The organism is Nocardioides sp. NPDC004968 (genome assembly GCF_040608935.1).
GTDB lineage: Bacteria > Actinomycetota > Actinomycetes > Propionibacteriales > Nocardioidaceae > Nocardioides.
Genome location: NZ_JBEXJF010000002.1, coordinates 188,023 through 213,898, shown reverse-complemented (window position 1 = coordinate 213,898; position 25,876 = coordinate 188,023). Strand labels below are relative to the sequence as shown.

The window sequence follows — 25,876 nt, the reverse complement described above, 5'->3', positions numbered from 1 at the left end:
GAGGACATCGGCTGCGTAAATGTCTGGCCGGGCATCTGTTCCAGATGCGAACAAAGTTCATCTTCCCGTAGGAAACGAACGCAGACGGAAACAACAGGGGCGGCGTACGGAAAGAAGTTCCGTACGCCGCCCCGGGCTGTGGTCTCGATCAGGCCTGAGCGGCCTCGTCGATCGCGGCTGCGACGCGCTCGTGCGCCTCCCAGATCTCCTCCGGCAGCTTGAACTGCTTGAGGTGCTCCTCGCGGAAGCCCATCTCCTGCTTCCAGCGGTTCAGGTCCAGGGAGAGGATCCGGTCGAGGTCCCTCTGCGGCAGGTCGAGGCCGCGCAGGTCGAGCTCGTCCTCGGTCGGGATGACGCCGACGGGGCTCTGCTGGCCCTTGACCTCACCCTTCTTGAACTGCAGCAGCCACAGCAGCGCGCGCACGTTCTCGCGGTAGCCGGGCCACAGGAAGTGACCGTCCTCGGAGTCACGCTGGAACCAGTTGACGTGGGCGAAGACCGGCTTGTCGGTGGCCTCGCCGATGATCTTGAGCCAGTGGCGGGCGTAGTCGCCCTCCTCGTAGGCGAGGAACGGACGCATCGACATCGGGTCGTAGCGCAGCACGCCCTCGAGGCCGTCGGCCGCGGCGGTCGCCTCGGCACCCAGGGTGAGGCCGTCGTAGACCCCCTCGGCGACGTCGGTGATCGCGCGGATCAGCGGCTCGCGGTCACGGGTGCGGCCACCGAAGATGATCGCGTCGACCGGCACGCCGGCCGGGCTGTCGAAGTCCGGGGCCGCGTTCGGGACCTGCGAGATCGGCGCGGTGAAGCGGGAGTTGGGGTGGGCCCAGGGGTCACCCAGCTCGTCGTCGATCCGGTCGGCGATGCGCTCGCCCTTCCAGTCGATCCAGCCGTCGAGGTCGTCCGGGTGGTGCTTGGTGAGCCCCTCCCACCAGACCTCCTGGGTCTTCTCGTTGTAGGCGACGTTCGTGAAGATCGCGCCCGAGCCCGGCAGGATCGCCTGAACGGCGCCCGGGTTGGTCTTCTCGTTGGTGTCCTTGGCGACGCCGAAGACGCCGTTCTCCGGGTTGAAGGCGTAGAGCTTGCCGTCCTCGCCGACCCAGATCCAGGCGATGTCGTCGCCGTAGAAGGTGACCTCGTAACGCTCACCGAGGGCGTCGGGCGAGAGCGTCATCGAGAGGTTGGTCTTGCCGGAGGCGGACGGGAAGCCACCGACGACGTGGAAGTCCTCGCCGGTCTCCTTGTCCTTGATTCCCAGCAGCAGGAACTGCTCGGCCAGGAACTTGCCGGAGGCGCGGCCGTCGTAGCAGGCCTGGCGCAGCCCGTGGGCGATCTTACCCAGCAGCGCGTTGCCGCCGTAGGAGGAGCCGAAGTGGAGGATCGTACGCTGGTCGGCGACCGTCGCGAACAGACGCTGGTCCTTGTCGGTCCCCTGCCCGAGGTTGGGCAGGTCACCGGTCACGTGCACCGCACGGACGAAGGAGCTCGGGTCGGCGAGGTTGTTGATGTAGTCGATGCCGACGCGCGCCATCCGGATCATCTGCTGCACGACCGGGCGGCTGTCGGTGAGCTCGACACCCGCGGCGTACGCCTCCAGGGGCGAGCCGGCCGGAGCCATCAGGTAGGGGATGACGTACATCGTCTTGCCCGCCGAGGCGCCGGTCATCCGCTCGGTGAGCGTCTTGACGGTCTCCTCGGCAGGCTTCCAGTTGTTGTAGACGCCCTTGTCCTCCGGGTTGGAGGTGGCGACCACGGTGCGCTCCTCGGAGCGCGCGGTGTCCTTGCTGTAGGAACGGCTGTAGTAGCGACCGCCCGTCACCGGGAGAAGCTCACCCGCTGCCAGGGACTCCTGGAGGAGCCGCTCGTCGTCGGCTGCGCTGACAACCTCGATCTGCTCGGCTCCGGTCACCCCTGCCCAGTAGGAGACGTACTCCCGCACATGAGGATTCGTCAGCCCCGCCTCATCGAGGACCTTGTCCACGTCAACCATTCCGACACCCTTCAAAAGTTTCGCCGATTGCAGGCACGTTACCCCAGTTGAAGAGGCCTCCAACCGGGGTACCGTGCACCAGAGTGGGTCATCGATCACGGGCCTGGACAATTGATCGATCCAACTGCAGGCGATGTTCCGATAGCCGGTCCTGAGACCCTTGTGACCCCCATGTTTAAGTGAGAAAGGCCTCATTTCGGCGGGAGGTCCGTAATGTGGATGTGACGCCGATGTCGCATGGTGACACGGATTACATCTAAGGTTTCGCGAGTGATCCCCCAACACACTGACGTTGAATTGTTTCAATTCGTGAGCGGTCCAGAGGTCGCCTGATGGACCTCATTCTCGGGACCTTCGCCGCCTCCTTCGCCGGAGGACTCTTCCCCGTCATCAACTTCGAGACCTACCTCGCGGTGGCCGCCTCGAACCTGACCTTCTCCGCCCTGGTGCTCGCTCTGGTGGCGGGAATCGGCCAGACGAGCTCCAAGGTCGTCTGGTACTACGCCGGCCACGGCACCACCTCGCTCCCCTTCGTCCGCAAGAAGATGTCCTGCGAGAAGTGGCAGAAGCGGATGGAGAAGTGGGAGCGGCGTACGCAGGGCCGGCCCGCCTACGCCGGCGGGCTGCTCGCGGTCGCCGCGCTCAGCGGGCTTCCGCCGCTGGCGATCCTGGCCGTGGTCTACGGCACGCTCAAGGCCAACCTGATGCTCTTCGTCGCGATCACGTTCGTGGGCCGCGTACTTCGGTCCTGGATGATCCTGGAAGCCGCCGCGTTCGCGTGGTTGCGGACATAGGACCCGAGACGCGCTGACCCGGAGATCGGGCAGAGCCTAGGCTGTCCGCATGCCTCAACCAGCCGGATTCGTCGGAGTCACCGCCAACCTCGGTCTCAAGGAGGGCGCTGACGACTTCGCCGTCGTCGCCGCCCCCTCGGGCCCGGTCACGAGCGCCGCGGTCTTCACCCGATCCCGATTCGCCGGCGCCTCGGTGCTGCTTTCCCGAGCCTCCGACGTCTCCGCGTTCCGCGGCGTGGTCACCATCTCGAAGAACGCCAACGTCGCGACCGGTCCGACGGGCGAGGCCAACGCCCTGGAGGTACGCCGCCTGGCGGCCGAGGTCGTCGGCGTACGCCCCGAGGAGCTGCTGGTCGCCTCGACGGGCGTGATCGGCGTGCAGTACCCGATGGACGTCCTCACGCCCGCGCTCGAGAAGCTCGCCGGGACCGCCGGCGACGCCGACTTCGACGCCGCCGCGGCGGCGATCATGACGACCGACACGATCGCCAAGATCGAGACCCGGACCGTCGGCGACGCGACGATCACCGGGATCGCGAAGGGCGTCGGGATGCTCGAGCCCGACATGGCCACGATGCTGACCTACTTCTTCACCGACGCCGCGGTGCCCGCCGCCGAGCTCGACGCGGCCTTCCGCCGGGTCGTCGACCGCACCTACAACGCCGTCTCGATCGACACCGACACCTCGACCTCCGACACGGCCGCGATCTTCGCCTCCGGCACGGCCGGCGCCGTCGACCTGGATGAGTTCGAGGCGGCGCTCTACGACGCGGCGCTGGCGCTGGTGAAGAAGATCGCCTCCGACGGGGAGGGCGCCTCCAAGCTGATCACGGTCTCGGTCAGCGGCGCCCGCGACGCCGACCAGGCCAAGCGGGTCGGCAAGGCCATCGTCAACTCGCCCCTGGTCAAGACCGCCGTCCACGGCGCCGACCCCAACTGGGGCCGCGTCGCGATGGCCATCGGCAAGCTCCGCGAGGAGACCGACATCTCCCCCGAGAACGTACGCATCGCCTTCGGCGGCACCGAGACCTACCCCGCCCAGGTCTCGGCAAATCTATTGGCAGATTTGTCGACTTATCTGTCTGGCGATGAAGTCTCGATCGAGGTCGACCTCGGCATCGCCTCGGGTGAGTTCACCGTCTACGGCTGCGACCTCACCGACGGCTATATCCGCATCAACGCCGACTACACGACCTGAGCCTCGACCAGCGGTTAGCCGGCCTGCGCGGAGCGCTCCTCCGCGAGGAGCGCCGCGGCGCGGCGTACGACCAGCTCGATCACGTCGGGGTGCGGGCCGATGACGTCGGCGACGATCTCGGCACCCGCGGCCGAGGCGCGCGAGCGGACCAGGTCGGAGAAGAAGCCGGGAGCGAGCAGGTAGGGCGAGACAGCGTCGCCGGGGCGTACGACCTGGTCGATGGCCGGGGCGCCGGAGCCGGAGACGGTGGCGACCCTGACCGGACCACCCCAGGCCTTCTCCAGCATCAGACCGGCCTCCGCGATGTCGGCTCGGGCAGACGGGTCGTTGGAGCCGGCGGCGACCAGGACGACGGGCTGGCCGGGGACCGCGCCGGCGTTGACCAGCCGGGAGACCTGCGCGGAGGCGAGCAGCGGGTCCGGTCCGAGCGCGCGGCCCATCGCCACAGGCAGCCCTTCGGCGGCCTGCGGCAGGTCGACCTTGATGTGGTAGCCGGTCGAGAGCAGCAGCGGGACCACGACCGACGGCTGGCCGTCGGCCAGGACGTCGGTGAGCAGCGGCTCGCAGAGCTCGACGTACGCAGCCTTCGACTCCATCCCCAGCACGCGGCCGGCGCGCTTGGCGATGATCGAGGCGACCGCGTTGCCGAGCAGCTGCCGGGTGCCGTGGGCGACGACGACGAGCCTCATGAGCCCACCGCCAGCCGGTAGCCGCGCTTCACGACGGTCTGGATGGTCTTGGTGCCGAGCGCCGAGCGGAGCCGGGCGACCGCCATCTCGACCGCGTGCTCGGAGCCGGCGGTGCCGGAGGGGAGCATGGCGAGCAGGGCTTGCCGGGAGACGACGATGCCGGGGTTGGCGACGAGAGCACCCAGGACGGCGGCGGGCGCCGGCGAGAGCTTCACCTCGGCGCCGTCGAGGATCACCGCGTCGCCGTGGAGCAGCAGCTGGTGACCGCCGGCGAGCTCGATGAGCAGGCCCTCGCGGCGCAGCGGCAGCTCGGTCTGGAGCATCTTGACCATGGCCGCGGTGCGGGAGCGGTCGGGGATCATGGTGGGTACGCCCCACATCTCGAAGGCTGCGGCGGTCACCGGACCGACGCAGGCCGCGACCACATCGGCCTGGAACGCCGCCACGACCTCGTCGCGTAGGCCCACCGACCCGGCGGCCTGCATGAACGCGGCCACGGCCGGCGCGGAGGTGAAGGTGACCGCGTCCAGCTCACCGTCGGTCAACGTCTCGACCAGCCGGAACATCGGTTCGGGGTCCGCTGCCGACTCGACCCGGTAGACGACCACGTTGATGACCTCGGCACCCTGCCGGGTCAGCGCGTGCGCGACCATCGACAGCGACTGCCCGTGCTCCTGCACCACGATCCGCTTGCCGGTCAGGTCGCGGCCGCGCAGATGCTCCAGAACGTCGTCGAACTCCTCCGACTCCGGCGCCCACAGCTCTCGCAGCCCGCGCCGCCGGATCGCACCGACCGACTTCGGGCCGCGCGCCAGGATCTCGGCGCCGCCGAGCGTCTCCAGGAGCCGGTCGAGCAGGCCCCACTCCTCTGCGGCGTCGAACCACGTGCGGGTCCCGATGCCGGTCGTGGCCAGGAACATGTCGATCTTCTGGCCGATGATCTGCTCGGTCACCACACGCAGCGCGCCGGCGTCGACCCGGTTGGGGTCGACGGAGAGCGCGGGCGCCCAGACCACCTGGGCTCCCCGCCTCTCGAGCAGGTTGATCTGCTCCTCGGCCTTCCGCGCCGCGGTCACGCCGACGCGGAAGCCGCTCAACGCGCCACTGTCCACATCGGAATCGTAGGTCCCCTGGGTCATTTGTGCCGCGTTCGTCATCGCCGGGCGCCGACCCGGATCTCTCCGTCGACGACGTCGACCTCGTAGGTCGCGACCGACACCGACGGATCGTCGAGGCACTGGCCGCTCTCCAGCGAGAACGGCTGCTTGAGCAGCGGCGAGGCCACGAACGGCACCTCACCACGCGTCCCGACGATCCCGCGGGCGAGCACCGAGGCGTGACCGTACGGGTCGAAGTTCGACAGCGCGAAGACCCGGTCGTCGAGGGTTCGGAAGACGGCGACGGCCTCCCCGCGCACCAGCGCGGCGATGCCCGTCTCCGGGTCGATGTCGTCGAGGCGACAGACGGCGATGTAGGTCACGGTCTGGGTCTGGGTCATCGCGTCTCCTCAAGAGTGGGCATTCCGACAGGGATCGAGGAACCGAGCGAGACCGGGCCGACGGCGGCCGGCTCCTCGCCGACCTCCGGGACGATCTGGCCGCGGGCGGACCCGAAGGAGATGTTGGGGTCGGGGATGTCGGGGGCGTTGACGAAGGAGACGAACCGGCGCAGCTTCTCCGGGTCCTCGAGCGTGGCCTTCCACTCGTCGAAGTACGTCTCGGTGTGGCGCGCCATCGCGGCCTCGAGCTCGGTGCCCAGGCCGAGGACGTCGTCGACCACGACCTCGCGCACCCGGTCCAGGCCGCCGTCGAGGGAGTCGATCCAGGTCGAGGTCCGCTGGAGTCGGTCGGCGGTGCGTACGTAGTACATGAGGAAGCGGTCGAGGTAGCTGACCAGCTCCTCAGTGCTCAGGTCACCGGCGAGCAGCTGGGCGTGGGCCGGGATGGCGCCACCGTTGCCGCCGACGTACAGGTTCCAGCCCTTCTCGGTGGCGATGACACCGAAGTCCTTGCCGCGGGCCTCGGCGCACTCGCGGGCGCACCCGGAGACGCCACCCTTGAGCTTGTGCGGCGAGCGCAGCCCGCGGTAGCGGGTCTCCAGCATGATCGCCAGCCCGACGGAGTCCTGGACGCCGTAGCGGCACCAGGTCGAGCCGACGCAGGACTTCACGGTCCGCAGGGACTTCCCGTACGCGTGGCCGGACTCGAACCCGGCGTCGACCAGGCGCTTCCAGATCGCGGGGAGGTCCTCCATCCGAGCGCCGAACATGTCGATGCGCTGGCCGCCGGTGATCTTGGTGTAGAGCCCGAAGTCCTTGGCCACCTCACCGATCACGATCAGGCCCTCGGGAGTGATCTCGCCGCCGGGGATGCGCGGGACGACCGAGTAGGAGCCGTTCTTCTGGAGGTTGGCCAGGTAGGCGTCGTTGGTGTCCTGGAGCTTGCGGTTCTCCTTGGCCAGCACGTGCCCGTTGAGCTGGCTCGCCAGGATGCTCGCGACGGCGGGCTTGCACAGGTCGCAGCCGCGGCCGGTGCCGTGGGCCTCGATGATCTGGTCGAAGGTCTTGTAGCCGTGGATCAGGACCACGTCGAAGAGCTCGGCGCGGGTCATCTTGAAGTGCTCGCACAGGCTCGTGTCGACGGTCTTGCCCTGGGCGGTGAAGTAGTCCTCGACGATCTTCTTCACCTGCACCTTGCAGGAACCACAGGTCGACCCGGCCTTGGTCTCCTTGGTGACCTCCGCCGCGCTCTCGCAGCCGTTGTCGACGGCCGCCTCGATCTCACCGCGGGTGACGTTGTTGCACGAACAGACCTGCGCCTCCAGCGGAAGCTGGATGCCTCCCCCACCGCCACTGGACTGGGGGAGGATCAGCTCCTCCGGGTTCTCCGGAAGGACCATGCCCGAGGCGACCATCGGCCGGAGCAGCCCGTAGGCGCTCGCGTCGCCGACCAGCACGCCGCCGAGCAGGCGGGTGCCGTCCTCGCTGATCACCAGCTTCTTGTAGACACCGGCGACGGCGTCGGAGTACGTGAGCTCGAGGCACTCGTCGGTGGTGCCGTGCGCGTCACCGAAGCTCGCGACGTCGACACCGAGCAGCTTGAGCTTCGTCGACATGTCGGCACCGGTGAACGTGCCGGCGCCGCCGAGCAGCGCGTCGGCGACGACCTCGGCCATGTCGTAGCCGGGGGCCACCAGGCCGTACATCCTGCCGCCGGGCGCGGCGCACTCGCCGACCGCCCACACGTGCGGGTCGGAGGATCGGCACTGCTCGTCGACCAGCACACCGCCGCGCTCGGCCAGGTCCAGGCCGGCGGCGCGGGCGAGCGCGTCGCGCGGCCGGATGCCGGCCGAGAAGACGAGCATGTCGATCGGCAGCGGCTCCTCGACGTCCTTGAACTTCAGGGCGCTGACCTTGCCGTCGAGCACGCCGCTCTCGTCCTCGTCCACGACCGAGATCTCGGCCGGGGAATCAGGTGAGATGGACTCCGTCATCACTCCGGTGTGCACGGTGAGCCCGAGCTTCTGGATGTGGCGCTTGAGCGTGTTGCCGCCGGCGTCGTCGACCTGCACGGCCATCAGCCGCGGCGCGAGCTCGACCACGTGGGTCTTGACGCCGAGCTGGTGCAGCGCGTTGGCGGCCTCCAGCCCGAGCAGACCACCGCCGATCACCGCCCCGGACTTCGCGGTCTTCGCGGCCTCGCGGATCGCCTCGAGGTCCTCGATCGTGCGGTAGACGAAGACGTTCCCGAGCTCCGAACCCGGCACCGGCGGCACGAACGGCGCCGCTCCGGTGGCGAGCACCAGCTCGTCGTACGCCATCTCCTCGCCGTCGGCGAGCATCACCGTCTGGGCGGCGGGGTCGATCTCGACGACGCTCGTGCTGGTGCGCAGCGTGACCCGCGGGTCCTCGTAGACGCCGGAGGGGAGGAAGGAGAGTGCCTCGGCGCCGACCTCGAAGAAGCTGGTGAGGGCGACCCGGTCGTACGCCGGGCGCGGCTCCTCACCGAAGACCACGATGTCGTGGGTCTCGGTGAGACCACGCTCGATCGCCGCGGTCACGAAGCGGTGACCGACCATGCCGTGGCCGACGACGACGACCTTCTTGCGGAGGTGAGGGCTCATGACGTAGTTCCTTCCATACTGAGCTGCGTTGCATTGAGCTGAGTGCCACTGGGCCGGCTGGCCAGGAGCTGACGTACGGTCGGCGCGCAGCCGCCGCATCCGGTGGTGGCACGGGTGGTGTCGCGTACGTCCTCGAGGGACCGGCACGCCCGGATCCGGCCGGCACTGACACCGGCGCAGGCGCACACCTCCGCGTCGTCGGGGAGCTCCGGACGCGGACTATTGGACGGCTCGGGCAGCAGCAGCTGGCCCGCCTCGTGCTCGCCGAGCACCGTCTGCCGGTCGAAGGCCTGGGTGATCAGGCCGACCCGGCTCAGGTCACCGACGAGGGCGCCGGCGACGATTCGGCCGTCGCGTACGACCAGCTTGCGGTGGGTGCCCTTGACCGGGTTGGCGATCTCGACGACCTCGCCCGTCTCGTTCTGGGGCTCGCCGAGGACGCAGACGTCGAGGTCGGTGGCGCGCAGCCGGGCGACGACGCGGTGTCCCTGATAGGTCGCGGGGCCGCCTGCCAGGACGTCGGCGAGGACCCCGGCCTGCTCCCATGCCGGCGAGACGAAGCCGGTCACGGTCGCGTTGTGCTCGGCACAGTCGCCGATCGCGTAGACGTCCGGGTCGTCGACGCTGCGCAGCTGGTCGTCGACGACGATGCCGCGGTTGACGGTGAGCTCGGCGCGGCGGGCGAGGTTGGCGCGCGGCCGGCCACCGGCGGTGAGCACCACCAGGTCGGTCTCGAGGGTGTAGCCGTTGTCGAGCTTGAGCCCCTCGTCGGTCAGCCTGGTCGCGCGGGCGCCGAGGTAGACCTGGGTGCCGAGCTTGGCCATCGACCGCTTGAGCACCTTGCCAGCCGACGCGTCGACCTGGCTGCTGAGCAGGTGATCGCGGCCCTCGACGATCTCGGTCTCGATGCCGCGGACCGCCAGGGCGCGGGCGACCTGGAGGCCGAGCAGACCACCGCCGACGATCACCGCGCTGCGCGGGTGGTCGTGAAGGCTCTGTCGGTTGAGGAGGGCCAGCAGCCGCGCGCAGTCGTCGAGGCTGCGGAACGCCTGCACCCGCGGGTCCAGCGAGCCGTCCATCCGCACCACACCGCGGATCGGCGGCAGGCTCGGGATGGCCCCGGTAGCCAGCACGACGGCGTCGTACGGAACCCTCGTCCGGTCGGCGAGCTCGACCTCGTGGCGGTCACGGTGGATGTCGACGACGAGGCTGTCCAGGCGGAGGTCGACTCCCCTGTCGGCGTACCACTGCTTCTCGCGCAGCGCGAGCGCCCCGGGACGGTGGGTGCCCTCGAGCACGGCGGAGAGAAGGATCCGGTTGTACGGCGCGTGCTGCTCCTCCGCGAGCACGGTCGTCTGCGGGCCGAGGCCGCGCGCGACCAGTCCCTCGACCAGCCGCGCCGCGGCCATGCCGCCACCGATGATGACGATGCGCTTCTCGCTCATGCCGTCACCGCCGCGGCGCAGACCTTGAACTCCGGCATCCGGCTCGACGGGTCGAGGGCGTCGTTGGTGAGCTTGTTGGCGCCGACCCAGTGGAACGGTACGAAGACCGTGTCCGGGCGGATCGTGGTCACGATCCGCGCGGGCGCCTTCATCTCGCCGCGCGGGGTGCGTACGACGACCGGGTCGCCGTCGTGGGCGCCGACCCGGTCGGCCAGCAGCGGGTGGAGCTCGACGAAGGCGCCCTCGTCGGGAAGGTCCTTGATCCGTCGAGTCTGGGCACCGGACTGGTACTGCGCGAGCACCCGGCCGGTGGTCAGGTGGAGCGGGTAGTCGGCGCTCGGCTGCTCGGCCGGGCCACGGTGGGCGACGTCGACGAAGCGGGCACGGCCGTCGGCGTGGAAGAAGGAGTCGGCGAAGAGGCGCGGGGTGCCCTCGCCCAGAGATCCAGCAGAGCCTTCGGGGCACGGCCAGAAGACGCCGTCCTCCTCGCGGATGCGGTCGTAGGTGATGCCGCTGTAGTCGGCCTTGCCGCCCTTCGAGGCCGCGCGGAGCTCTTCGAAGATCTCCTCGGGATCGGTCGACCAGGTCGAGGCGGCACCGAGGCGGGTGGCGAGACCGGTGATGATGTCGAGGTCGTTCCTGACCCCGTCGGGGGCGCTGATCGCCTGGTTGCGCAGGATCACCCGGCCCTCGAGGTTGGTCATGGTGCCGGTCTCCTCGGCCCACTGGGTCACCGGCAGGACCACGTCCGCCAGCGCGGCGGTCTCGCTCATCACCATGTCGGCGACGACCAGCAGGTCGAGGTCTGCCAGTCGCGACGTGATGTGGGTGGCGTTGGGGGCGGAGACGACGATGTTGGAGCCGAAGACGATGAGGCTCTTGGGGCCCTCGGGGGTGCCGAGCGCGTCGAGGAGCTCGTAGGCGGAGCGGCCCTTGCCGGGGAGGGTCTCGGGGTCGATGCCCCAGACCGCGGCGACGTGCGCCCGGGCGGCGGGGTCGTCGATCATCCGGTAGCCGGGAAGCTGGTCGGCCTTCTGGCCGTGCTCGCGGCCACCCTGGCCGTTGCCCTGACCGGTCAGGCAGCCGTAGCCGGCGTACGCCTTTCCGGGCATGCCGAGCGCGAGCGCCACGTTGAGCCAGGCCAGGACGGTGGCGGTGCCCTGGGCGTGCTGCTCGGCGCCGCGCGCGGTCAGGACCATCACCTTCCCCGCACCGGCGAGCAGGTCGGCGAGCTCGCGCAGCTGCGCGGCCTCGACCCCACTGACCCGCTCGACCATCTCCGGCCACCAGGCGGCCACGGAGCGGCGTACATCCTCGAAGCCTGTGGTCCGCTCGGCGATGTAGTCCTCGTCGACCGCGCCGGCCGCGTCGAGCAGGTGCAGGACGCCGAGCGCGAGGGGCAGGTCGGTGCCGGGGACCGGCTGGAGGAAGAGGTCGGCACGCTCGCCGGTCGGGGTCAGCCGCGGGTCGATGACGACGACCTTGCCGCCGTTCTCACGCAGCCGGTCGAGGTGGCGGGCCGCCGGCGGCATCGTCTCGGCGAGGTTGGAGCCGACGAGCACACAGACGTCGGTCTTCTCGATGTCGGCCAGCGGGAACGGCAGGCCGCGGTCGACTCCGAAGGCCTGGTTGCCGGCCGAGGCCGCCGAGGACATGCACCAGCGGCCGTTGTAGTCGATCTGGGACGTGCCGAGGGCGACCCGGGCGAACTTCCCGAGCTGGTACGCCTTCTCGTTGGTCAGCCCGCCGCCACCGAAGACGGCGTTGGCGTCGGCCCCGTGGGTCTCCCGCAGGTCGGCGAGCTTCGAGGCGACCAGGTCGAGGGCCTCGTCCCAGGTCGCCGCGCTCCACTCCCCCGTCGCCCGGTCGCGCACCATCGGCGTGGTGAGCCGCTCACGGCTCCCGCGCAGCCCCGCCGCCGTCCACCCCTTGCGGCACAACGCACCCTCGTTCACCGGGAACGATCTCTCACTGACCTCGAGGCGGGGCCCTTTGCGTGAAAGGGTCATCCCGCACTGCAAGCTGCAGTAAGGACAGTGGGTGTCGGTCACGCGTACTCACACCGTTTCGGGTCGGGGACTGGCGACCTCTACATTCCGGTGTCAAGGTTTCGCGCCGATCGGCTCTCCGTACCCCTTCCGTCAACTTCCGCTCACCGCCTCACAACCCACCGAGGCGTCACCCGCGTCGCCCGAGCTGGCATCTCGATGCCAACTCGACCGACGGAAGTGACGTCTCGGCCTGCAGAAGTGACGTCTCGGCTGTCAGGGGGTACGTCGCCGCAGCGTCGCCGAGCCGAGAGCGAGGCCGGCCACGACGAACCCGGCGACGACAGCCAGGTCGGTCCAGACCTCGCCGGTGTCGGTGGAGGTGACCAGGTGGGTCATCGCGTCGACGGCGTAGGAGAGCGGGAGTACGTCGGAGATGGCTTCCAGGACCGGGGGCAGCGACTCGCGCGGTACGAGCAGGCCGCACAGCAGGATCTGCGGGACCACGATCGCCGGCATGAACTGCACGGCCTGGAACTCGGTGGTGGCGAAGGCCGAGACGAGCAGCCCGAGCGCGGTGCCGAGGACGGCGTCGACGATCGCGACGACCACGAGCAGCGCGACCGAGCCGCTGATCTCCAGCCCGAGCAGACCCACGCTGACCCCGACGGCCACGCCGGACTGGACCGCGGCGAGCAGCCCGAACGCCAGCGCATAGCCGAGCAGGAAGTCGCCCTTGCCCAGTGGCATCGCCAGCAGTCGCTCGAGCGTCCCCGAGGAGCGTTCGCGCAGCGTGGTCACCGAGGTGACCAGGAACATCACGATGAACGGGAAGATCGCCAGCAGGGCCGGACCGATCCGGTCGAAGATCGGCGCGGGTGACTCCTCGTACATCCACCACAGCAGGGTCATCAGCAGCGTCGGAAGGACGACCAGCATCACCAGGGTGCGGTGGTCGCGCCGGATCTGGGCGAGGACCCGCCCGGTCACGGCCAGGGTTCGTCGCAGACTCATCGTGCTCCCGCCTTCACCAGGGTCAGGAAGGCGTGCTCGATGTCGTCGGCGCTCGCCTTCTGCTTGATCTCGGCAGGGCTGCCGTCGGCGAGGAAGGCTCCGTCGCGCATCAGCAGCAGCCGGTCGCAGCGATCGGCCTCGTCCATCACGTGGCTCGAGACGATGACTGCCGCACCTGCGGCGGCCAGGTCCCGGAAGGTGCCCCACAGCTGCTCGCGGAGCACCGGGTCGAGCCCGACGGTCGGCTCGTCGAGCACCAGCAGGTCAGGTGATCCGAGCAGCGCGGCGGCGAGCCCGACCCGCGAGCGCTGACCACCGGAGAGATCGCGTACGACCTGGTCCTTGTGGTCGACGAGGTCGACCGTCTCGATGGCTTCGGAGACCGACGACATGGGCGCACCGAGCACCCGGGTGAAGAACTTCAGGTTCTCGGTGACCGTCAGGTCGGCGTAGACGCTGTCCGCCTGCGTGACATAGCCGATCCGCGGGCGCAGCGCGGCCGAGCCCGCCGGGCGGCCGAGGACGGTGAGGGACCCGGTGACCTTCGCCTGCACGCCGACCAGGGCCCGCATCAGCGTCGTCTTGCCGCAGCCGGACGGCCCGAGCAGCCCGGTGACCTCACCTGCCCGGATGGAGAAGTCGAGGCCATGGAGGACCTCACGCTTCCCGCGTACGACTCGGAGACCGGATGCCTCCACCACGTTATTCATCACATGATGAAATGTGGCACGACGGGGCGCCGCACGCAAGAGGACTACGGCAAAGGCCCGGTCAGATAGCCCTGGACCACCGGCGCGTACGTCGCCACCAGCGTGTCCACCGGAGCCGAGGCGAGCGGCTCGATCCGGGCGATGTAGCGCAGCGCGACGAGCCCGACCAGCTGCGAGGCCACCAACGTGATCCGCCGCTCGGGTTCGTCGAGCTCGAGGGCCTCGCTGACCGGAGCCAGGATCAGCCGACCGAAGGCATCCGGCGCCAGAGCCTTCGCCTCCGGCTCGAAGGCGCTGCGCATCAACGCCATCAGCGGGAGCCGGGACTCCTCGTCGTCCCAGATGCTCAGGAGGAGGCGTACGAGCCGCTCACCCACGCCGTCACGCCCCCCGGCGGCGACAACGGGAACGACGTCTCGTGGATCGACCCGCAGCTCCAGCGAGGCGACGAAGAGGTCCTCCTTGGTGCCGAAGTAGTGGTGCACCAGGGCAGAGTCGACCCCGGCGGCGGTCGCGATCCCGCGGACGGAGGTCGCGGCGTACCCCTGCTGCGCGAAGCGCTGCCGAGCCGCCGCCAGGATCGCCGCCCGCGTGTCCGGCGAACCGGGCCTGCGCCCTCGCCGCGGTGCCGTGCTCATGCGACCACGCTAACCCGACGGCGGCAGCTCGGGGCGAGGCTCCGTCCGGCGCAACCAGGCAGCGGGACGACCGACGAGCCATTCGAGCGGACCCGGACGACCCCACGCGGTGACGAGCGCGCCGATCGTCATCACGACGAGCACGTGGAAGACGTACGTGTCGGGCGTCTCCGGCGGCCAGACGGCATCGGTCTTCATCACCACGTGCAGCGTGTAGAGGGTGAGGGTCATCGTGCCGGCGCCGAACAGCACCGCCATCCCGGCGCGCCAGCGGTCCGGCAGCCGCAGCGCGATCATCTGGCAGGCGCCGATGACGAACATCGAGGTGCCGATCGTCTGCGCCAGGTCGAACGGCGTGGAGGAGTGCGGCGCGACGACCAGCAGCCACTGCCAGCCGCCGTCGACCGGCGTCTGCCCGTAGAGACCGTGGCTCATTGCCGTCAGCGCCCCGTCGATGTCCAGCTCCGGATAGGTACGCAGCAGCACCTCGGCCACCGACGGCAGCCGGGTCAGCCTTCCCGACAGCCAGGTGGCCGAGACGGAGATGATGATGCCGCTGGTCCAGATCATGTCGACCACGAGGCGGTTGCGCAGATCGACACGGCCGATGGCCATCCCGATCAGCACGTAGGCCAGCCACGGGACGGCCGGGTAGTAGCCGGTGAAGAGCAGCTCGGCGAGCAGCCGGCCCGGCTCCAGCAACTGCGACGGCTCCGGGCTGGAGAACTGCCGCGGCGGCAGTATCGGCCGGATGACCTGCGACAACAGCGGCCCGACGACGACCCAGAGCACACCGAGCAGCCACAACCACCGCGCCCGCAGCCCGAGGAACGGGATGGCGAGCAGGAACAGCACCCCGTAGTAGGTCAGGATGATCGCGATGCCGGTGCCGAGCGACCCGAGCACCAGCCCGAGCGCGGCGATCAGCACGGCCCGCGCAATCAGCCCCAGCGACCGGGACGCGAGGACCTGCCCCCGCACCGGCTGCTGACGTCCGGTCATCAACGCCAGGCTGACCCCGGCGAGCACCGCGAAGAGGGCCGCGGACCGGCCACCGGCGACGGCCTGGATCCTGGTCAGCTCCCCGGAGGCGTCGACCGGGTCGAGCACGTGCGTCGCCATCATCCCCAGCAACGCCAGGCACCGCGCCACGTCGACACCGACGAGACGCGTCGAGAGTCGATCGGAGAGCCGATCCGTCAGCGCTGACATCGCCCCCAGAGTAGAGATATCTCACGTACGCCGCGGCTTCACCCACCCACAACACCTGCTTTACCGTGAGAACGATGTCCGTCGATGCCTCCCTGACCCGCCCGTGGGTCGGGCACGATGCCGGCAGCAGCGGCTACCGCCGGATCCTGATCGGCCTCTTCGCCGCCGGGATCGCAACCTTCGGGCAGATGTACTCCACCCAGGGCATCCTCCCCACCGTCGCGCACGCGCTCGAGGTCAACGAGGCCTCGGCCGCGCTCACCGTCTCCACCGCGACCCTCGGCCTCGCGGTCAGCGTCCTCGGCTGGTCATGGGTCGCCGACCGCATCGGCCGGGCGCCGGCGATGAAGATCGCGCTCTCGATCTCGCTCGTCCTCGGCCTGCTCACCCCGCTCGCCCCCGGCTTCGCCTCGCTCCTCGTCCTGCGCAGCCTCGAGGGCCTCGCGCTCGGCGGCGTACCCGCCCTCGCGGTCGCCTATCTGGCCGAGGAGATCCACGTACGCCACGTCAGCCTCGCCGCGGCTATCTACATCTCCGGCACCACCGTCGGCGGCCTCCTCGGCCGGGTCATCACCGGGCCGTTCGCCGATCTCGGCGGCTGGCGCCTGGGCGTCACCGCCGGCGGCGTCCTCTCGGCGATCGCCGCGATCATCGCCATCACCCTGATCCCGCGCGCCCAGGGCTGGGTCCGCCCGGTCGGCAGGCCGACAACGTCCGTACGCGAGGGTGTGCTCGCCAACCTCCGCGACCCGGGCATGCTCGTCCTCTACGGGCAGGCAGCACTGCTGATGGGCGGGTTCGTGGCGACGTACAACTATCTGGGGTTCCGCCTCGAACGCGAGCCCTTCGGGCTCCCGGTGGCGATCTCGAGCCAGATCTTCTTCGCCTATCTCGGTGGCACCGTCTCCTCGTCGGTCGCGGGCCGGCTGGCCGCCACCCACGGGCGACGAAAGGTCATGCTGACCTGCGTCGTCATCACGATCGTCGGCGTCGTGATGACCTTCCCCGACAACCTCGCGATGGTCCTGACCGGCCTGTTCGTCCTCACCACCGGCTTCTTCGGCGCCCACGGCGTCGCTTCGGGCTGGGTCGGGGCCCGCGCGCGGGTCGGAAAGGCTCAGGCCAGCGCCCTCTACAACCTCTTCTACTACGGCGGCTCCAGCCTCTTCGGCTGGCTGCTCGGCTATGCGTACGTCGTCGGCTGGTGGGGCGTCGCCACCGCCGTCCTCGTCCTCGCCCTCATCTCGCTGACCTGGTCCTGGCTCGCCGCCCACGACTGACGGGTGGCTCGACCAGCGAAGGTCAGACCTGGAAGTGCTTCCGCGCGAACTCGAGCGACTCGCGAAGGGCGGCGACGCGCTCGGCGCGGGAGTGGGCGCGTCGGGTGCTGATCTCGAGGACGATCTCACCGTCGAACCCCGAGGCAGCCAGATGGCGCAGGAAGCGGTCGGCGCCCATGCGGCCCCGCCCGGGCACGAGATGCTCGTCCTTGGCCGAGCCGCTGCCGTCGGTGAGGTGGATGTGCCGCAGCCGCGACCCGAGCCGCTTCGCCATCTCGATCACATCGTCGCCGGCGATCGCGGCATGGGAGAGATCGATGGTGGTGTTGGCGTAGTCCTCGGTCGAGGGGTCCCAGTGGGGCAGGTACATCTGCGTGGCGCGCTTGGCCGCACGCCACGGATACATGTTCTCCACCGCGAACCGCAGCCCGGTCGAGCGCTCCAGCGTGGCGATCCCCTCCACGAAACCGGCCGCGTACTCGCGCTGCCAGCGGAACGGCGGATGTACGACGACCACCCCCGCACCGACCTCGACGGCCATCTCGGCCGACCGCTCGAGCTTGCCCCAGGGCTCGAAGCCCCAGACCTGCTGGGTGAACAGCAGGGTCGGCGCGTGGATCGCGACGATGGGTAGGCCGTGGTGCTCGGCGAGCTGCTTGACCGCATGGGTCTGCTGCGACAGCGCGTCGATGCCGACCATGACCTCGACCCCGTCGTACCCCACCTCGGCCGCATAGGCGAAGCCGCGGGCGGTCGACTCGGGATAGGTCGAGGACGTCGACAGCGAGATCATCGCGGGGCCTCCTAGTCGGACCTTCCAGAATCGGAACTGCCGATGAAGGACAGGTGGTCGAGGCGGTCGAGGATCAGACCCTCACGCAGCGCCCACGGGCAGATCTCGAAGGCGGGTACGTCGAAGATGTCGAGGCACGCCTCGGCGACCAGCGCACCGGGCACGATCTGATGGGCCCGCGACGGGCTGACCCCGGGCAGCTCGGAGAGCTCTTCGAGCGACATCTCCAACAGCTTCGGGATCCAGTCGCGCAGCTCGGCCAGCCGCAGCTCGCGGCGCACCCGCAGCCCCTCACCGCTCGGCGCGGCACCACAGATGCGTGCCAGCGAGCGGAACGTCTTCGAGGTCGCCACCGCCATGTCCGGCTGACCGTCGCGCAGTATCTTGCCCGCGTCGTCGGCGATCGAGGCGCGGATCGTCCGGCGCAGCTCTCGCAGCTCCTCCTCCGTCGGCCGGTCACCGAAGTAGCTGCGCGCGAGCCGGCCGGCACCCAGCGGCAGCGACCAGGCGACGTTCGGCTGCTCGTCGAGTCCGGCCGCGATCTCCAGCGATCCGCCGCCGATGTCGAAGACCGCGAGCCGTCCGGCGGACCAGCCGAACCAGCGGCGTACGGCCAGGAAGGTCAGCCGCGCCTCGTCGTCGCCGGGAAGTACCTCGATCTCGACCCCGGTCTCGGCATGTACGCGGTCGAGCACCTGCTGCGAGTTGCCGGCATCGCGCACCGCCGAGGTCGCGAACGCCAGCATCTCCGAGACGCCCTTCTCCTCCCCGACCGCCACCGACTCACGAGTGAAGTCGGTCAACGCCTCGATCCCGGCCTCGGTCACATCACCGGCCTCGTCGAGGTGCTCTGCCAGCCGCAACGGCTGCTTGAACGAGTACGCCGGTGACGGGGCCGCCCCGCCGTGGGCGTCGACCACGAGCAGGTGTCCCGTGTTCGATCCGATGTCGAGTACGCCCAGACGCATAAGTTCGACTTTAGTGCCACACCGTCATCCGCGCGGAACCCCTGTTCATGTACGAGGCGCTACCAACGATCGCGCTGGTGCACCTTGTACGTCACCGGAACATGCCATCCCAGGTGACTCGCAATCCGATCCCTTGTCACGGCGATGAGTCAGAACGGCCCGAGGCGCGGAAGCAACTTCTTCATTGCCTCAACGATGCCCATCGCATCGTCCAGGGCCTGTCGGGTCTCACCAACGGTGATGGGTGCGTCACCCAGGGACGGATATTCGGTGTCGTGCCGACGCAACCGCATGGGTCCGAACGGGCGTACCACGCCCGCGGCACGCCCCAACTGAGCCTGAACGGCCTGCTGGGTCGCCTTGTGGGCGCCGATCTCCGAGCGTGCGTGCGGTCGAAGCCCCTGCTTGGCGAGAGTTGCGGTGAGCGCCTTCCGTGCTGCGTCGTAGATCAGCGGGAACGCTGAAGTGGGATGTGTGTCCAACATCAGCTTGGCTGCTTCGAGGTGCTCGTCGGCGTGGCTCATCAGCAGATCAGCATGCTCTGTCGACGGGGCGACCCGCTCGAGATCGCCGTGGTCGATCATCGTGTCGATCTCTGCGTCGCCTTGAGGCCAGTGTCCGGGCGCCTCTTCAGGCTGGTCAGTCATCGCCGTTTCCAATCAGATGCACGAGAGGACGGGCCAGGATCGTCGCCTTGAAGGAGCCCCCGTCAGCTATCCACGCCTCCGGCGTCACCGCACGATAGTTCACCTCGCGACGCAGCGTCCGCTCGACAGGCTCGATCGCCTCGAACAACTCGTCGCGGTCGGGGGTCCCGATCACCAGCAGGTCGATGTCCCCAGGCACGGCACCTGGCTGTTGCGCATAGCGAGCCGCCCATGAGCCGTGAATGAAGGCGTCGTCGATCCCTGACACCTGTTCGAGTGCCTCGCGGAGCAGTCCAACGGGCCCGAAAGTCAGCGCCATGACCTCAGCCAGCGGGCGGTACAGAGGATGGTCCGTGGTGGGGGTGACGGTCCGATTGCGCCCACGTACCGTGCTCTTGACCAGGCCCGCTTCCTCGAAGCGATCGACCTCGCGCTTGACCGTCGGGACCGTCGTACCGACCGCGGCCGCAATCTCTGACAGGCTCGGCTGCTCGCCGGGGTGGAGCAATACCCACGCCAGCACTTCTCCCTGCAGCCGCGAACGCAGCAGAGGCAGAAGAGTCGGACTCGACGTTTTCATAAAACGAACCATACCGTGCGTTTTACGAAAACGTCATGGACCCGCTCAGCGGTCGGCGGTGGCCACCGCGCGCTCGGGGCTGGGAGCCGCAGCGGGTACAGCCCGCTCCCCGATTCGGGCGTTGACCAGCCCGGCGAGCACGACGACGAGCGCGGCGGCGGCCGGCAGGGCCAGGGCCGCCTCCGTACCCCAACGTTCGGCGACGCCGCCGGTGACGGCGGAGGCGAGGGACTGGCCGAGGATCACCGCGGAGCCGAGCATGGTCATCACGGTGGCCGACCGGCCGACCGGGCTGCGGCGGGCACCGAGGCCGTACTGCGTGACCAGCGTCGGCCCGATCCCGAGACCGATGACGAGCAGCGCGACGACCATCCCGGTCACCGACGACACCCCCGGCAGGGCGAGGGCGCCGGCGAGCATCAGGCCGCCGAAGACCAGCCAGCGCGCGGCCGAGGTGAAGCCGACCGGGAAGACGGCGACGCCCAGCGCCAGCGCGGCCGAGCCGACGCCCATCGCGGCGTAGACCAGGCCGGCCTCCTCAGGACGCCCGTGGTCGGCCATGAACGCGGTCAGCGAGGTGAGCATCGAGCCGAAGAAGAGCCCGACGCCGAGGATGCCGACCACGACGACGACCACGCGCGGACGGGCGAGCTCACGCACGGAGCCGGCAGCCGGCGCACGGCCGGACGAGGCCTGTGCGGTCGCGGCGCTCGGGTGGAGGGCGAAGGCGGAGACGAAGATCAGGGTGAGCACCGCGGCGGCGACGACCGGCGCCCACGGGTCGATCGTGACGGCGAGGACGCCCGCGACGACGGGACCGACGATGAAGACGATCTCGTCGGCCGCCGACTCGTAGGCCATGGTCGAGTTGATCACCCGCACGCGACGTCCCGGGACGATGCACGCGGAGATGATCGCCATCAGCCGCGACCGCGACAACGGCGCGATCTGTGGGGCGGTCGCGCCGACCAGGAAGGCCACCGCCAGCACGGCCGCGTCGGGCAGCGGGCTGTAGACCACCCAGGCCATCGCGGCCAGCATCGCGCTGCTCGCGGCGCCGACCACCAGCAGCACGCGCCGCTGACCGAACCGGTCGACCGCGGCGCCGAGGAGCGGGCCGCACGACGCGGCTCCGATCCCGACCATCGCGGAGTTCAGACCGCCGAGCGCCAGCGAGTCGCGGCCGGCGACGACCAGCGTCAGCACACCGACGACCATCATCGCGTACGGCATCCGCGCGACCAGCGCGAGTGGGAAGTACGTCCCTCCGACGGCGCGCACCAGACTCTGCTCGCCCTGCACTGACATCTCTTTCGAACCTCCCGCTGCGAACCGCGGCTCTGTGCCGCCTTGGTCCGCCGGCGGGGCCAGCGCGAGGTGATACACACAATGGATACGGAGCAGTCGCTCCGTCCCTACAAGAATACGCCGCCCACCCCGGCCACCCGGAATCGCCGAGGTGGGCGCCGGTCAGGGCTCGAGATCGACCACCCCGGTGCCGCTGACGATGTCGAACGGGACCGAGACCTGGTCATGGGCGATCCTCCACGAGCCGTCGATCTTGCGCAGCCCGTAGGTGACCCGCACCCACATACCGGCCGCGGCGACCCCGTTCCTCATCGTCCCGCTGAGCCGGCCGAAGGCGTACCCGAACGCCACGTCGCCGCCGATGCTGAGCGTCAGATCCCGCAGCTCGTAGTCCACGGTCTCGAAGACCTGGAACACGCGCGCCCAGCTGGCGAGCTTCGCCTCGATCCCGACATGCTGGAGCGGCGGTTCGACGTCGAAGGACACGACATCGGAGGCGTACGGCTCTCGCAGGATGTCGAGGTCCTTGGCTCGCAGCCCGTCGATGACCTTCTCGATCTGGCCGCGGATCGCGGCTTCTTCGTGCGCACTCATGACCGACCTGCCTGGGCCCCGGCCAGGCTGCCCTCGCGCAGCGGCGCGAGCGCGGTGCTCCACGAGACGACCTGATCCAGCGTGGCGGTCAGCGCGTCCGCGTGACGTTCCCCGGGCACGAAGGTGGTGTGGTTCTCGAAGTCGGTGAACAGCGAGAGCTCCACCGGGCGGCTCACATCGGCCATGCCCAGCGTCCCGCAGACCGTACGCAGCTGGGCGACCGCCCGAGCGCCGCCGCTGACTCCGTAGGAGACGAAGCCGACCGCCTTGTTCGTCCACTCCGCACAGGCGTGGTCGATGGCGTTCTTCAGAACCCCGGGCATACCGCCGTTGTACTCCGGCGTCACGATCACGAACCCGTCGAACGGGGCGATCCGCGCGGCCCAGTCGCGGGTGTGCTGGTTGGCCGACGGCCCGAACATCGGCGGCACGGGCTCGTCCAGGTGCGGGAGCGGGTGATCGAGCAGATCGATCAGCTCGAAGGTCGCGTCGTCGCGGCGCGAGGCCAGGTCGTGGACCCACCGGGCGACCTGTGGGCCATTGCGGTTGGGGCGGGTGCTGCCGAGGATGATGCCGATGCTGATCATGTCCGGACTCCTTCTCCGTGATGGGTCTGCTGCCCCTCCGACGAAGGAGACGTACGGAATGTCAGGTGGTCTCACAGATCGGGTCGCTGTTTCGTCGGTTGGGTTGTAGACCTGCAGACGAAGGAGTCACCATGACCGACCCGCACCTCGCAGAGGTGATCAGCGAGCGCCGCCAGCTGATCAACCTCGCCTACCGCCTGCTCGGCTCGCTCGCCGAGGCAGAGGACGTGGCCCAGGAGACCTACACCCGCTGGTACGCCCTGTCCGAGAAGCAACGGGAGGCGATCGCCTCTCCTGGCGCGTGGATGACGACGGTCGCCAGCCGGATCTGCCTGGATCTGCTCGGCTCCGCACGAGCCCGGCGGGAGCACTATGTCGGCGACTGGATCCCGGAGCCGGTGCCCGGCGGCTGGCTCGACGGCACCGAGTCGGCCCCTGCCGACCCCGCGGACCGGGTCACGCTCGACGAGTCGATCAGCATGGCCTTCCTGGTGGTGCTGGACTCGATGACACCCGCCGAGCGGGTCTCCTTCGTCCTGCACGACATCTTCCGCTACACCTTCGCCGAGATCGCCGACGTCGTCGGACGCACCCCGGCGGCCTGCCGCCAGCTCGCCTCCAGCGCCCGCCGCCGCATCGACACCTCACGGGACCCGTCGACCACCGAGCGCACCGACCTGGTCCGCGGCTTCAAGCAGGCCTGGGAGTCGCGCGACATCGAGGCCCTCGTCGGGCTCCTCGACCCCCAGGCGATCGCCACCGCCGACGGCGGCGGCCTGGCCCTCGCTTTCCTCGAACCGATCAGCGGCGCCGAGCAGATCGCCGGTGCCTGGATGGACATCGCCGCTCGCGGCCCGGCGGTGACCCTGCGCGAATGCTCGGTCAACGGCCAGCCCGGCCTGGTCGGAGAGCTGGACGGCGCCACCGTCTCCGTCTACGCCTTCGACGTCGCCGACGGCCGCATCACCCGCATCTGGGCCGTACGCAACCCCGAGAAGCTGCGTCCGTGGAGCGCTCGGTGAACCGTCGGACATCGATCGACCACGTAGGCTTGGCAGGTGCCTGAGGTACCCCTGGATTTCCCGCGTGCGTGGGTGGAGTTCGTGAACCCCGACGACCCGGACGAGCGGATGCGCTGCGACCTGACCTGGTTGACGTCGGCGTACTCCTGCATCTTCGGCAACGGCTGCCCGGGGATGTTCAAGAGCTCACCGGACGTGGGGTGCTGCACGCTGGGGGCGCACTTCGCTGACGAGGAGGACGAGGCCCGGACGGCGGGATTCGTCCAGAAGCTGACCCCTGAGCTGTGGGAGCAGCACCCGGGGCGTGAAGTGGAGACCGACGACTGGGTCGAGCTCGACGACGAAGGCGAGCGGAAGACCCGGGTAACGGAGTTTCGTGGGCAGGAGTCGTGCGTCCTGGCCAACCGGCCCGACTTCGCCGGCGGATCGGGGTGCGCGCTCCACATCCTGGCCGCAGCCGAGGGTCGGGAGCACTTCGAGACGAAGCCGGACGTGTGCTGGCAGCTGCCGATCCGGCGTACGTTCCGCGATGTCGAGCTGACCGACGGGACGACCTACACCGAGGTGACGATCACCGAGTACGACCGGCGCGGCTGGGGTCCGGGCGGCCACGACCTCGACTGGTACTGCTCCGGCAACACCGAGGCCCACGTCGCCGTCGAGCCCGTCTACCTCACCAATCAGGCCGAGCTGACCGAACTGATGGGCAAGGCGGCGTACGCCGAGCTCGTCCGTCACTGCGAGGCGCACGTCCGGTCGAGGTCCGCGCTGGCGCTCCATCCCGCCAGCCCGCGCTGAGCGGCGCTGAACCCCCCGGTGTATCTCGACATCAAGAGATAGTGACCCTGGATTGGTCTCTCTCTCAGCGAGAGTTCAGAATCGTTACATGCGCCTGGACCATGTTTCGTACGCTGCAGGACCCGATGGCTTGGTACAGACCGCCAAGCAGCTCGGTGAGCTGCTCGGCCAGGAGTTCGTCGACGGCGGCGTCCACCCTCGCTTCGGCACCCGCAACTACATCCTCCCGATGCGCGGCGGCCTCTACCTCGAGGTCGTCGAGGCACTCGAGCACCCGGCCAGCGACAAGGCCCCGTTCGGGCAGGCCGTCAAGGCCCGCTCCGCGCTCGGCGGCGGCTGGATCGGCTTCGTGGTCGGCGTCGACGACATGACCCCGATCGAGGAGCGGCTCGGCCGCAAGGCGGTTCCCGGCAACCGTCACCTCCCCGACGGCCGCGAGCTCCACTGGCAGCAGATCGGCATCAACGGCCTGATCGCCGACCCGCAGCTGCCCTACTTCATCAAGTGGGAGACCCCCGACCTCCACCCCGGCAACGCCGGCTCCGACATCACCCTCACGTGCCTGGAGATCTCCGGCGACCCCGAGCGGGTCAAGGACTACCTCGGCGACGAGCTGAAGGAACGCGTCGATCCCTGGACCGGTAAGCCCGCCGAGAACGTCCACATCGACTGGGTCGCCGAGCACGGCACCCCCGGTCTCCTGGCCGCGCAGTTCGTCACGCCCCGCGGCGAGGTCCGGATCTGACGAGGCTCGACCTGCCGGGGGCGACGGGCGCGATCCCGTCCCCCAACATCTGGAACCACACCGCGACGTACGAGATCGAGAACCGTGCGCTCGACCCGCACGGCCGGCTCTGGGCGGCCATGGCCGAGACCGGACCCTGGGCCGGACGCGACGTCCTCGACCTGGGCTGCGGGACCGGGTTCTACCTGTCGAAGTTCGCCGAGACCGCCCGCACCGTCACCGGCATCGAGCCCCATCCGGATCTCGTGACGTTGGCCCGGCGGCGTACGAAACGACTCCCGAACGTCACCGTCCACAACGGGATCGCGCAGCGGCTGCCGCTGCCACCGGCCTCCGTCGACGTCATGCACGCCCGCTGGGCCTACTTCTTCGGCCCCGGCTCCGAGCCGGGGCTCGGCGAGCTCGACCGGGTGATGCGTCGCGGCGGCGTGGCGATGGTGATCGACAACGACGGCTCCCGGTCGAGCTTCGGCGCATGGTTCCGCCGTGGCTACCCGAAGGTCCCGCCGCCGGAGGAGCAGGAGCGGTTCTGGTCGATGCACGGCTGGACACGCGTCCCCGTCGACATGGACTGGTCCTTCGGCTCGCGCGCAGACCTCGAGGCGGTCGTACGCATCGAGTTCGACGCCGCCACCGCGGCCGCGATCCTGGACGAACACCAGGGGACGTATGTCGACTACGCGGTGAACCTCTGGTGGAAGCGTTTCTGAATCACCGCACACGGTCGTGGAAAAAGCGTGACCATTGAGACTCC

25 protein-coding genes are annotated in these 25,876 nt (G+C 69.6%); 7 read left to right on the top strand and 18 right to left on the bottom strand.

Going from position 1 to position 25,876, the window contains the following annotated elements; all coding sequences use genetic code 11:
* Positions 1 to 148: 148 nt before the first annotated feature.
* Positions 149 to 1,990, bottom strand: a complete 1,842-nt coding sequence (locus ABZU72_RS03515; protein ID WP_355017525.1) for a phosphoenolpyruvate carboxykinase (GTP) — start codon at positions 1,988 to 1,990, stop codon at positions 149 to 151.
* Positions 1,991 to 2,322: 332 nt separating this feature from the next.
* Here ABZU72_RS03515 and ABZU72_RS03510 point away from each other — a divergent pair, with 332 nt between their 5' ends.
* Together ABZU72_RS03510 and argJ are read left to right on the top strand one after the other, a co-directional pair.
* Positions 2,323 to 2,784, top strand: a complete 462-nt coding sequence (locus ABZU72_RS03510) for a hypothetical protein (RefSeq protein WP_355017524.1) — start codon at positions 2,323 to 2,325, stop codon at positions 2,782 to 2,784.
* Positions 2,785 to 2,833: 49 nt separating this feature from the next.
* Positions 2,834 to 3,982: a bifunctional glutamate N-acetyltransferase/amino-acid acetyltransferase ArgJ gene (gene argJ, locus ABZU72_RS03505; protein ID WP_355017523.1), complete on the top strand. Its 1,149-nt coding sequence runs from the start codon at positions 2,834 to 2,836 to the stop codon at positions 3,980 to 3,982.
* Between the two features lie 14 nt (positions 3,983 to 3,996).
* Here the strand turns inward: argJ and ABZU72_RS03500 are convergent, their stop codons facing one another.
* The 10 genes from ABZU72_RS03500 to ABZU72_RS03455 all read right to left on the bottom strand — a co-directional run bounded on the left by ABZU72_RS03500 (position 3,997) and on the right by ABZU72_RS03455 (position 15,800).
* The gene (locus ABZU72_RS03500) at positions 3,997 to 4,671 is read right to left on the bottom strand and encodes a CbiX/SirB N-terminal domain-containing protein (RefSeq protein WP_355017522.1); all 675 of its coding nucleotides are present in this window, start codon (positions 4,669 to 4,671) and stop codon (positions 3,997 to 3,999) included.
* Positions 4,668 to 5,768 (bottom strand): uroporphyrinogen-III synthase, encoded by a 1,101-nt coding sequence (locus ABZU72_RS03495; RefSeq protein WP_355017521.1) that lies wholly within the window; start codon positions 5,766 to 5,768, stop codon positions 4,668 to 4,670. Before ABZU72_RS03495 ends, ABZU72_RS03500 begins: the two co-directional genes overlap by 4 nt.
* Positions 5,769 to 5,824: 56 nt before the next feature.
* The gene (gene nirD, locus ABZU72_RS03490) at positions 5,825 to 6,169 is read right to left on the bottom strand and encodes a nitrite reductase small subunit NirD (RefSeq protein ID WP_160026442.1); all 345 of its coding nucleotides are present in this window, start codon (positions 6,167 to 6,169) and stop codon (positions 5,825 to 5,827) included.
* A complete protein-coding gene (gene nirB / locus ABZU72_RS03485; protein ID WP_355017520.1) occupies positions 6,166 to 8,793 on the bottom strand; it encodes a nitrite reductase large subunit NirB in 2,628 nt (875 codons plus the stop codon). The genes nirD and nirB overlap by 4 nt, the downstream gene beginning before the upstream one ends.
* Positions 8,790 to 10,238 (bottom strand): FAD-dependent oxidoreductase, encoded by a 1,449-nt coding sequence (locus ABZU72_RS03480; RefSeq protein ID WP_355017519.1) that lies wholly within the window; start codon positions 10,236 to 10,238, stop codon positions 8,790 to 8,792. The genes nirB and ABZU72_RS03480 overlap by 4 nt, the downstream gene beginning before the upstream one ends.
* Positions 10,235 to 12,289 (bottom strand): molybdopterin oxidoreductase family protein, encoded by a 2,055-nt coding sequence (locus ABZU72_RS03475; protein ID WP_355017518.1) that lies wholly within the window; start codon positions 12,287 to 12,289, stop codon positions 10,235 to 10,237. The genes ABZU72_RS03480 and ABZU72_RS03475 overlap by 4 nt, the downstream gene beginning before the upstream one ends.
* A 213-nt stretch (positions 12,290 to 12,502) precedes the next feature.
* Entirely contained in the window at positions 12,503 to 13,240 is a 738-nt protein-coding gene (locus ABZU72_RS03470) for an ABC transporter permease (protein ID WP_355017517.1), read from the bottom strand.
* Entirely contained in the window at positions 13,237 to 13,950 is a 714-nt protein-coding gene (gene ccmA, locus ABZU72_RS03465) for a heme ABC exporter ATP-binding protein CcmA (RefSeq protein WP_355017516.1), read from the bottom strand. The genes ABZU72_RS03470 and ccmA overlap by 4 nt, the downstream gene beginning before the upstream one ends.
* A 44-nt stretch (positions 13,951 to 13,994) precedes the next feature.
* Positions 13,995 to 14,588: a TetR family transcriptional regulator gene (locus tag ABZU72_RS03460; RefSeq protein ID WP_355017515.1), complete on the bottom strand. Its 594-nt coding sequence runs from the start codon at positions 14,586 to 14,588 to the stop codon at positions 13,995 to 13,997.
* Positions 14,589 to 14,597: 9 nt separating this feature from the next.
* On the bottom strand, positions 14,598 to 15,800 hold the full coding sequence (locus tag ABZU72_RS03455) for a heparan-alpha-glucosaminide N-acetyltransferase domain-containing protein (protein WP_355017514.1): 1,203 nt from the start codon (positions 15,798 to 15,800) through the stop codon (positions 14,598 to 14,600).
* Between the two features lie 74 nt (positions 15,801 to 15,874).
* On the opposite strand from ABZU72_RS03455, the gene ABZU72_RS03450 reads away from it, so the two are divergent.
* On the top strand, positions 15,875 to 17,080 hold the full coding sequence (locus ABZU72_RS03450) for an MFS transporter (RefSeq protein ID WP_355017513.1): 1,206 nt from the start codon (positions 15,875 to 15,877) through the stop codon (positions 17,078 to 17,080).
* Between the two features lie 22 nt (positions 17,081 to 17,102).
* On the opposite strand, the gene ABZU72_RS03445 is transcribed toward ABZU72_RS03450, so the two are convergent.
* The 7 genes from ABZU72_RS03445 to ABZU72_RS03415 all read right to left on the bottom strand — a co-directional run bounded on the left by ABZU72_RS03445 (position 17,103) and on the right by ABZU72_RS03415 (position 22,557).
* Positions 17,103 to 17,873 carry a sugar phosphate isomerase/epimerase gene (locus tag ABZU72_RS03445; protein WP_355017512.1) on the bottom strand — a complete coding sequence of 257 codons (771 nt, stop codon included), beginning with the start codon at positions 17,871 to 17,873 and terminating at the stop codon, positions 17,103 to 17,105.
* Between the two features lie 11 nt (positions 17,874 to 17,884).
* Positions 17,885 to 18,841 (bottom strand): Ppx/GppA phosphatase family protein, encoded by a 957-nt coding sequence (locus ABZU72_RS03440; RefSeq protein WP_355017511.1) that lies wholly within the window; start codon positions 18,839 to 18,841, stop codon positions 17,885 to 17,887.
* Positions 18,842 to 18,990: 149 nt separating this feature from the next.
* Positions 18,991 to 19,488 (bottom strand): hypothetical protein, encoded by a 498-nt coding sequence (locus ABZU72_RS03435; RefSeq protein ID WP_355017510.1) that lies wholly within the window; start codon positions 19,486 to 19,488, stop codon positions 18,991 to 18,993.
* Positions 19,481 to 20,068 carry a MarR family winged helix-turn-helix transcriptional regulator gene (locus ABZU72_RS03430; protein WP_355017509.1) on the bottom strand — a complete coding sequence of 196 codons (588 nt, stop codon included), beginning with the start codon at positions 20,066 to 20,068 and terminating at the stop codon, positions 19,481 to 19,483. The genes ABZU72_RS03435 and ABZU72_RS03430 overlap by 8 nt, the downstream gene beginning before the upstream one ends.
* Before the next feature lie 45 nt (positions 20,069 to 20,113).
* Positions 20,114 to 21,376 carry an MFS transporter gene (locus ABZU72_RS03425; protein WP_355017508.1) on the bottom strand — a complete coding sequence of 421 codons (1,263 nt, stop codon included), beginning with the start codon at positions 21,374 to 21,376 and terminating at the stop codon, positions 20,114 to 20,116.
* A gap of 162 nt (positions 21,377 to 21,538) precedes the next feature.
* Positions 21,539 to 21,970, bottom strand: coding sequence for a nuclear transport factor 2 family protein (locus tag ABZU72_RS03420; RefSeq protein WP_355017507.1), 432 nt, complete (start codon positions 21,968 to 21,970; stop codon positions 21,539 to 21,541).
* On the bottom strand, positions 21,967 to 22,557 hold the full coding sequence (locus ABZU72_RS03415) for an NAD(P)H-dependent oxidoreductase (RefSeq protein ID WP_355017506.1): 591 nt from the start codon (positions 22,555 to 22,557) through the stop codon (positions 21,967 to 21,969). Before ABZU72_RS03415 ends, ABZU72_RS03420 begins: the two co-directional genes overlap by 4 nt.
* Before the next feature lie 131 nt (positions 22,558 to 22,688).
* Here ABZU72_RS03415 and sigJ point away from each other — a divergent pair, with 131 nt between their 5' ends.
* The 4 genes from sigJ (at position 22,689) to ABZU72_RS03395 (ending at position 25,832) form a co-directional block, all read left to right on the top strand.
* Complete coding sequence (gene sigJ / locus ABZU72_RS03410) at positions 22,689 to 23,579, top strand: RNA polymerase sigma factor SigJ (RefSeq protein ID WP_355017505.1); 891 nt, start codon at positions 22,689 to 22,691, stop codon at positions 23,577 to 23,579.
* Positions 23,580 to 23,615: 36 nt separating this feature from the next.
* Complete coding sequence (locus ABZU72_RS03405) at positions 23,616 to 24,377, top strand: hypothetical protein (protein ID WP_355017504.1); 762 nt, start codon at positions 23,616 to 23,618, stop codon at positions 24,375 to 24,377.
* A gap of 88 nt (positions 24,378 to 24,465) precedes the next feature.
* On the top strand, positions 24,466 to 25,122 hold the full coding sequence (locus ABZU72_RS03400) for a VOC family protein (protein WP_355017503.1): 657 nt from the start codon (positions 24,466 to 24,468) through the stop codon (positions 25,120 to 25,122).
* A gap of 119 nt (positions 25,123 to 25,241) precedes the next feature.
* Entirely contained in the window at positions 25,242 to 25,832 is a 591-nt protein-coding gene (locus ABZU72_RS03395) for a class I SAM-dependent methyltransferase (protein WP_355017502.1), read from the top strand.
* Positions 25,833 to 25,876 lie beyond the last annotated feature (44 nt).

Excerpts from the sequence above, each read along its gene's own strand:
- ABZU72_RS03515 (WP_355017525.1), bottom strand. The coding sequence starts at position 1,990 with ATGGTTGACGTGGACAAGGTCCTCGATGAGGCGGGGCTGACGAATCCT.
- ABZU72_RS03510 (WP_355017524.1), top strand. The coding sequence starts at position 2,323 with ATGGACCTCATTCTCGGGACCTTCGCCGCCTCCTTCGCCGGAGGACTC.
- argJ (WP_355017523.1), top strand. The coding sequence starts at position 2,834 with ATGCCTCAACCAGCCGGATTCGTCGGAGTCACCGCCAACCTCGGTCTC.
- ABZU72_RS03500 (WP_355017522.1), bottom strand. The coding sequence starts at position 4,671 with ATGAGGCTCGTCGTCGTCGCCCACGGCACCCGGCAGCTGCTCGGCAAC.
- nirD (WP_160026442.1), bottom strand. The coding sequence starts at position 6,169 with ATGACCCAGACCCAGACCGTGACCTACATCGCCGTCTGTCGCCTCGAC.
- nirB (WP_355017520.1), bottom strand. The coding sequence starts at position 8,793 with ATGAGCCCTCACCTCCGCAAGAAGGTCGTCGTCGTCGGCCACGGCATG.
- ABZU72_RS03480 (WP_355017519.1), bottom strand. The coding sequence starts at position 10,238 with ATGAGCGAGAAGCGCATCGTCATCATCGGTGGCGGCATGGCCGCGGCG.
- ABZU72_RS03470 (WP_355017517.1), bottom strand. The coding sequence starts at position 13,240 with ATGAGTCTGCGACGAACCCTGGCCGTGACCGGGCGGGTCCTCGCCCAG.
- ccmA (WP_355017516.1), bottom strand. The coding sequence starts at position 13,950 with ATGAATAACGTGGTGGAGGCATCCGGTCTCCGAGTCGTACGCGGGAAG.
- ABZU72_RS03460 (WP_355017515.1), bottom strand. The coding sequence starts at position 14,588 with ATGAGCACGGCACCGCGGCGAGGGCGCAGGCCCGGTTCGCCGGACACG.
- ABZU72_RS03455 (WP_355017514.1), bottom strand. The coding sequence starts at position 15,800 with ATGTCAGCGCTGACGGATCGGCTCTCCGATCGACTCTCGACGCGTCTC.
- ABZU72_RS03450 (WP_355017513.1), top strand. The coding sequence starts at position 15,875 with ATGTCCGTCGATGCCTCCCTGACCCGCCCGTGGGTCGGGCACGATGCC.
- ABZU72_RS03445 (WP_355017512.1), bottom strand. The coding sequence starts at position 17,873 with ATGATCTCGCTGTCGACGTCCTCGACCTATCCCGAGTCGACCGCCCGC.
- ABZU72_RS03440 (WP_355017511.1), bottom strand. The coding sequence starts at position 18,841 with ATGCGTCTGGGCGTACTCGACATCGGATCGAACACGGGACACCTGCTC.
- ABZU72_RS03435 (WP_355017510.1), bottom strand. The coding sequence starts at position 19,488 with ATGACTGACCAGCCTGAAGAGGCGCCCGGACACTGGCCTCAAGGCGAC.
- ABZU72_RS03430 (WP_355017509.1), bottom strand. The coding sequence starts at position 20,068 with ATGAAAACGTCGAGTCCGACTCTTCTGCCTCTGCTGCGTTCGCGGCTG.
- ABZU72_RS03425 (WP_355017508.1), bottom strand. The coding sequence starts at position 21,376 with ATGTCAGTGCAGGGCGAGCAGAGTCTGGTGCGCGCCGTCGGAGGGACG.
- ABZU72_RS03420 (WP_355017507.1), bottom strand. The coding sequence starts at position 21,970 with ATGAGTGCGCACGAAGAAGCCGCGATCCGCGGCCAGATCGAGAAGGTC.
- ABZU72_RS03415 (WP_355017506.1), bottom strand. The coding sequence starts at position 22,557 with ATGATCAGCATCGGCATCATCCTCGGCAGCACCCGCCCCAACCGCAAT.
- sigJ (WP_355017505.1), top strand. The coding sequence starts at position 22,689 with ATGACCGACCCGCACCTCGCAGAGGTGATCAGCGAGCGCCGCCAGCTG.
- ABZU72_RS03400 (WP_355017503.1), top strand. The coding sequence starts at position 24,466 with ATGCGCCTGGACCATGTTTCGTACGCTGCAGGACCCGATGGCTTGGTA.
- ABZU72_RS03395 (WP_355017502.1), top strand. The coding sequence starts at position 25,242 with ATGGCCGAGACCGGACCCTGGGCCGGACGCGACGTCCTCGACCTGGGC.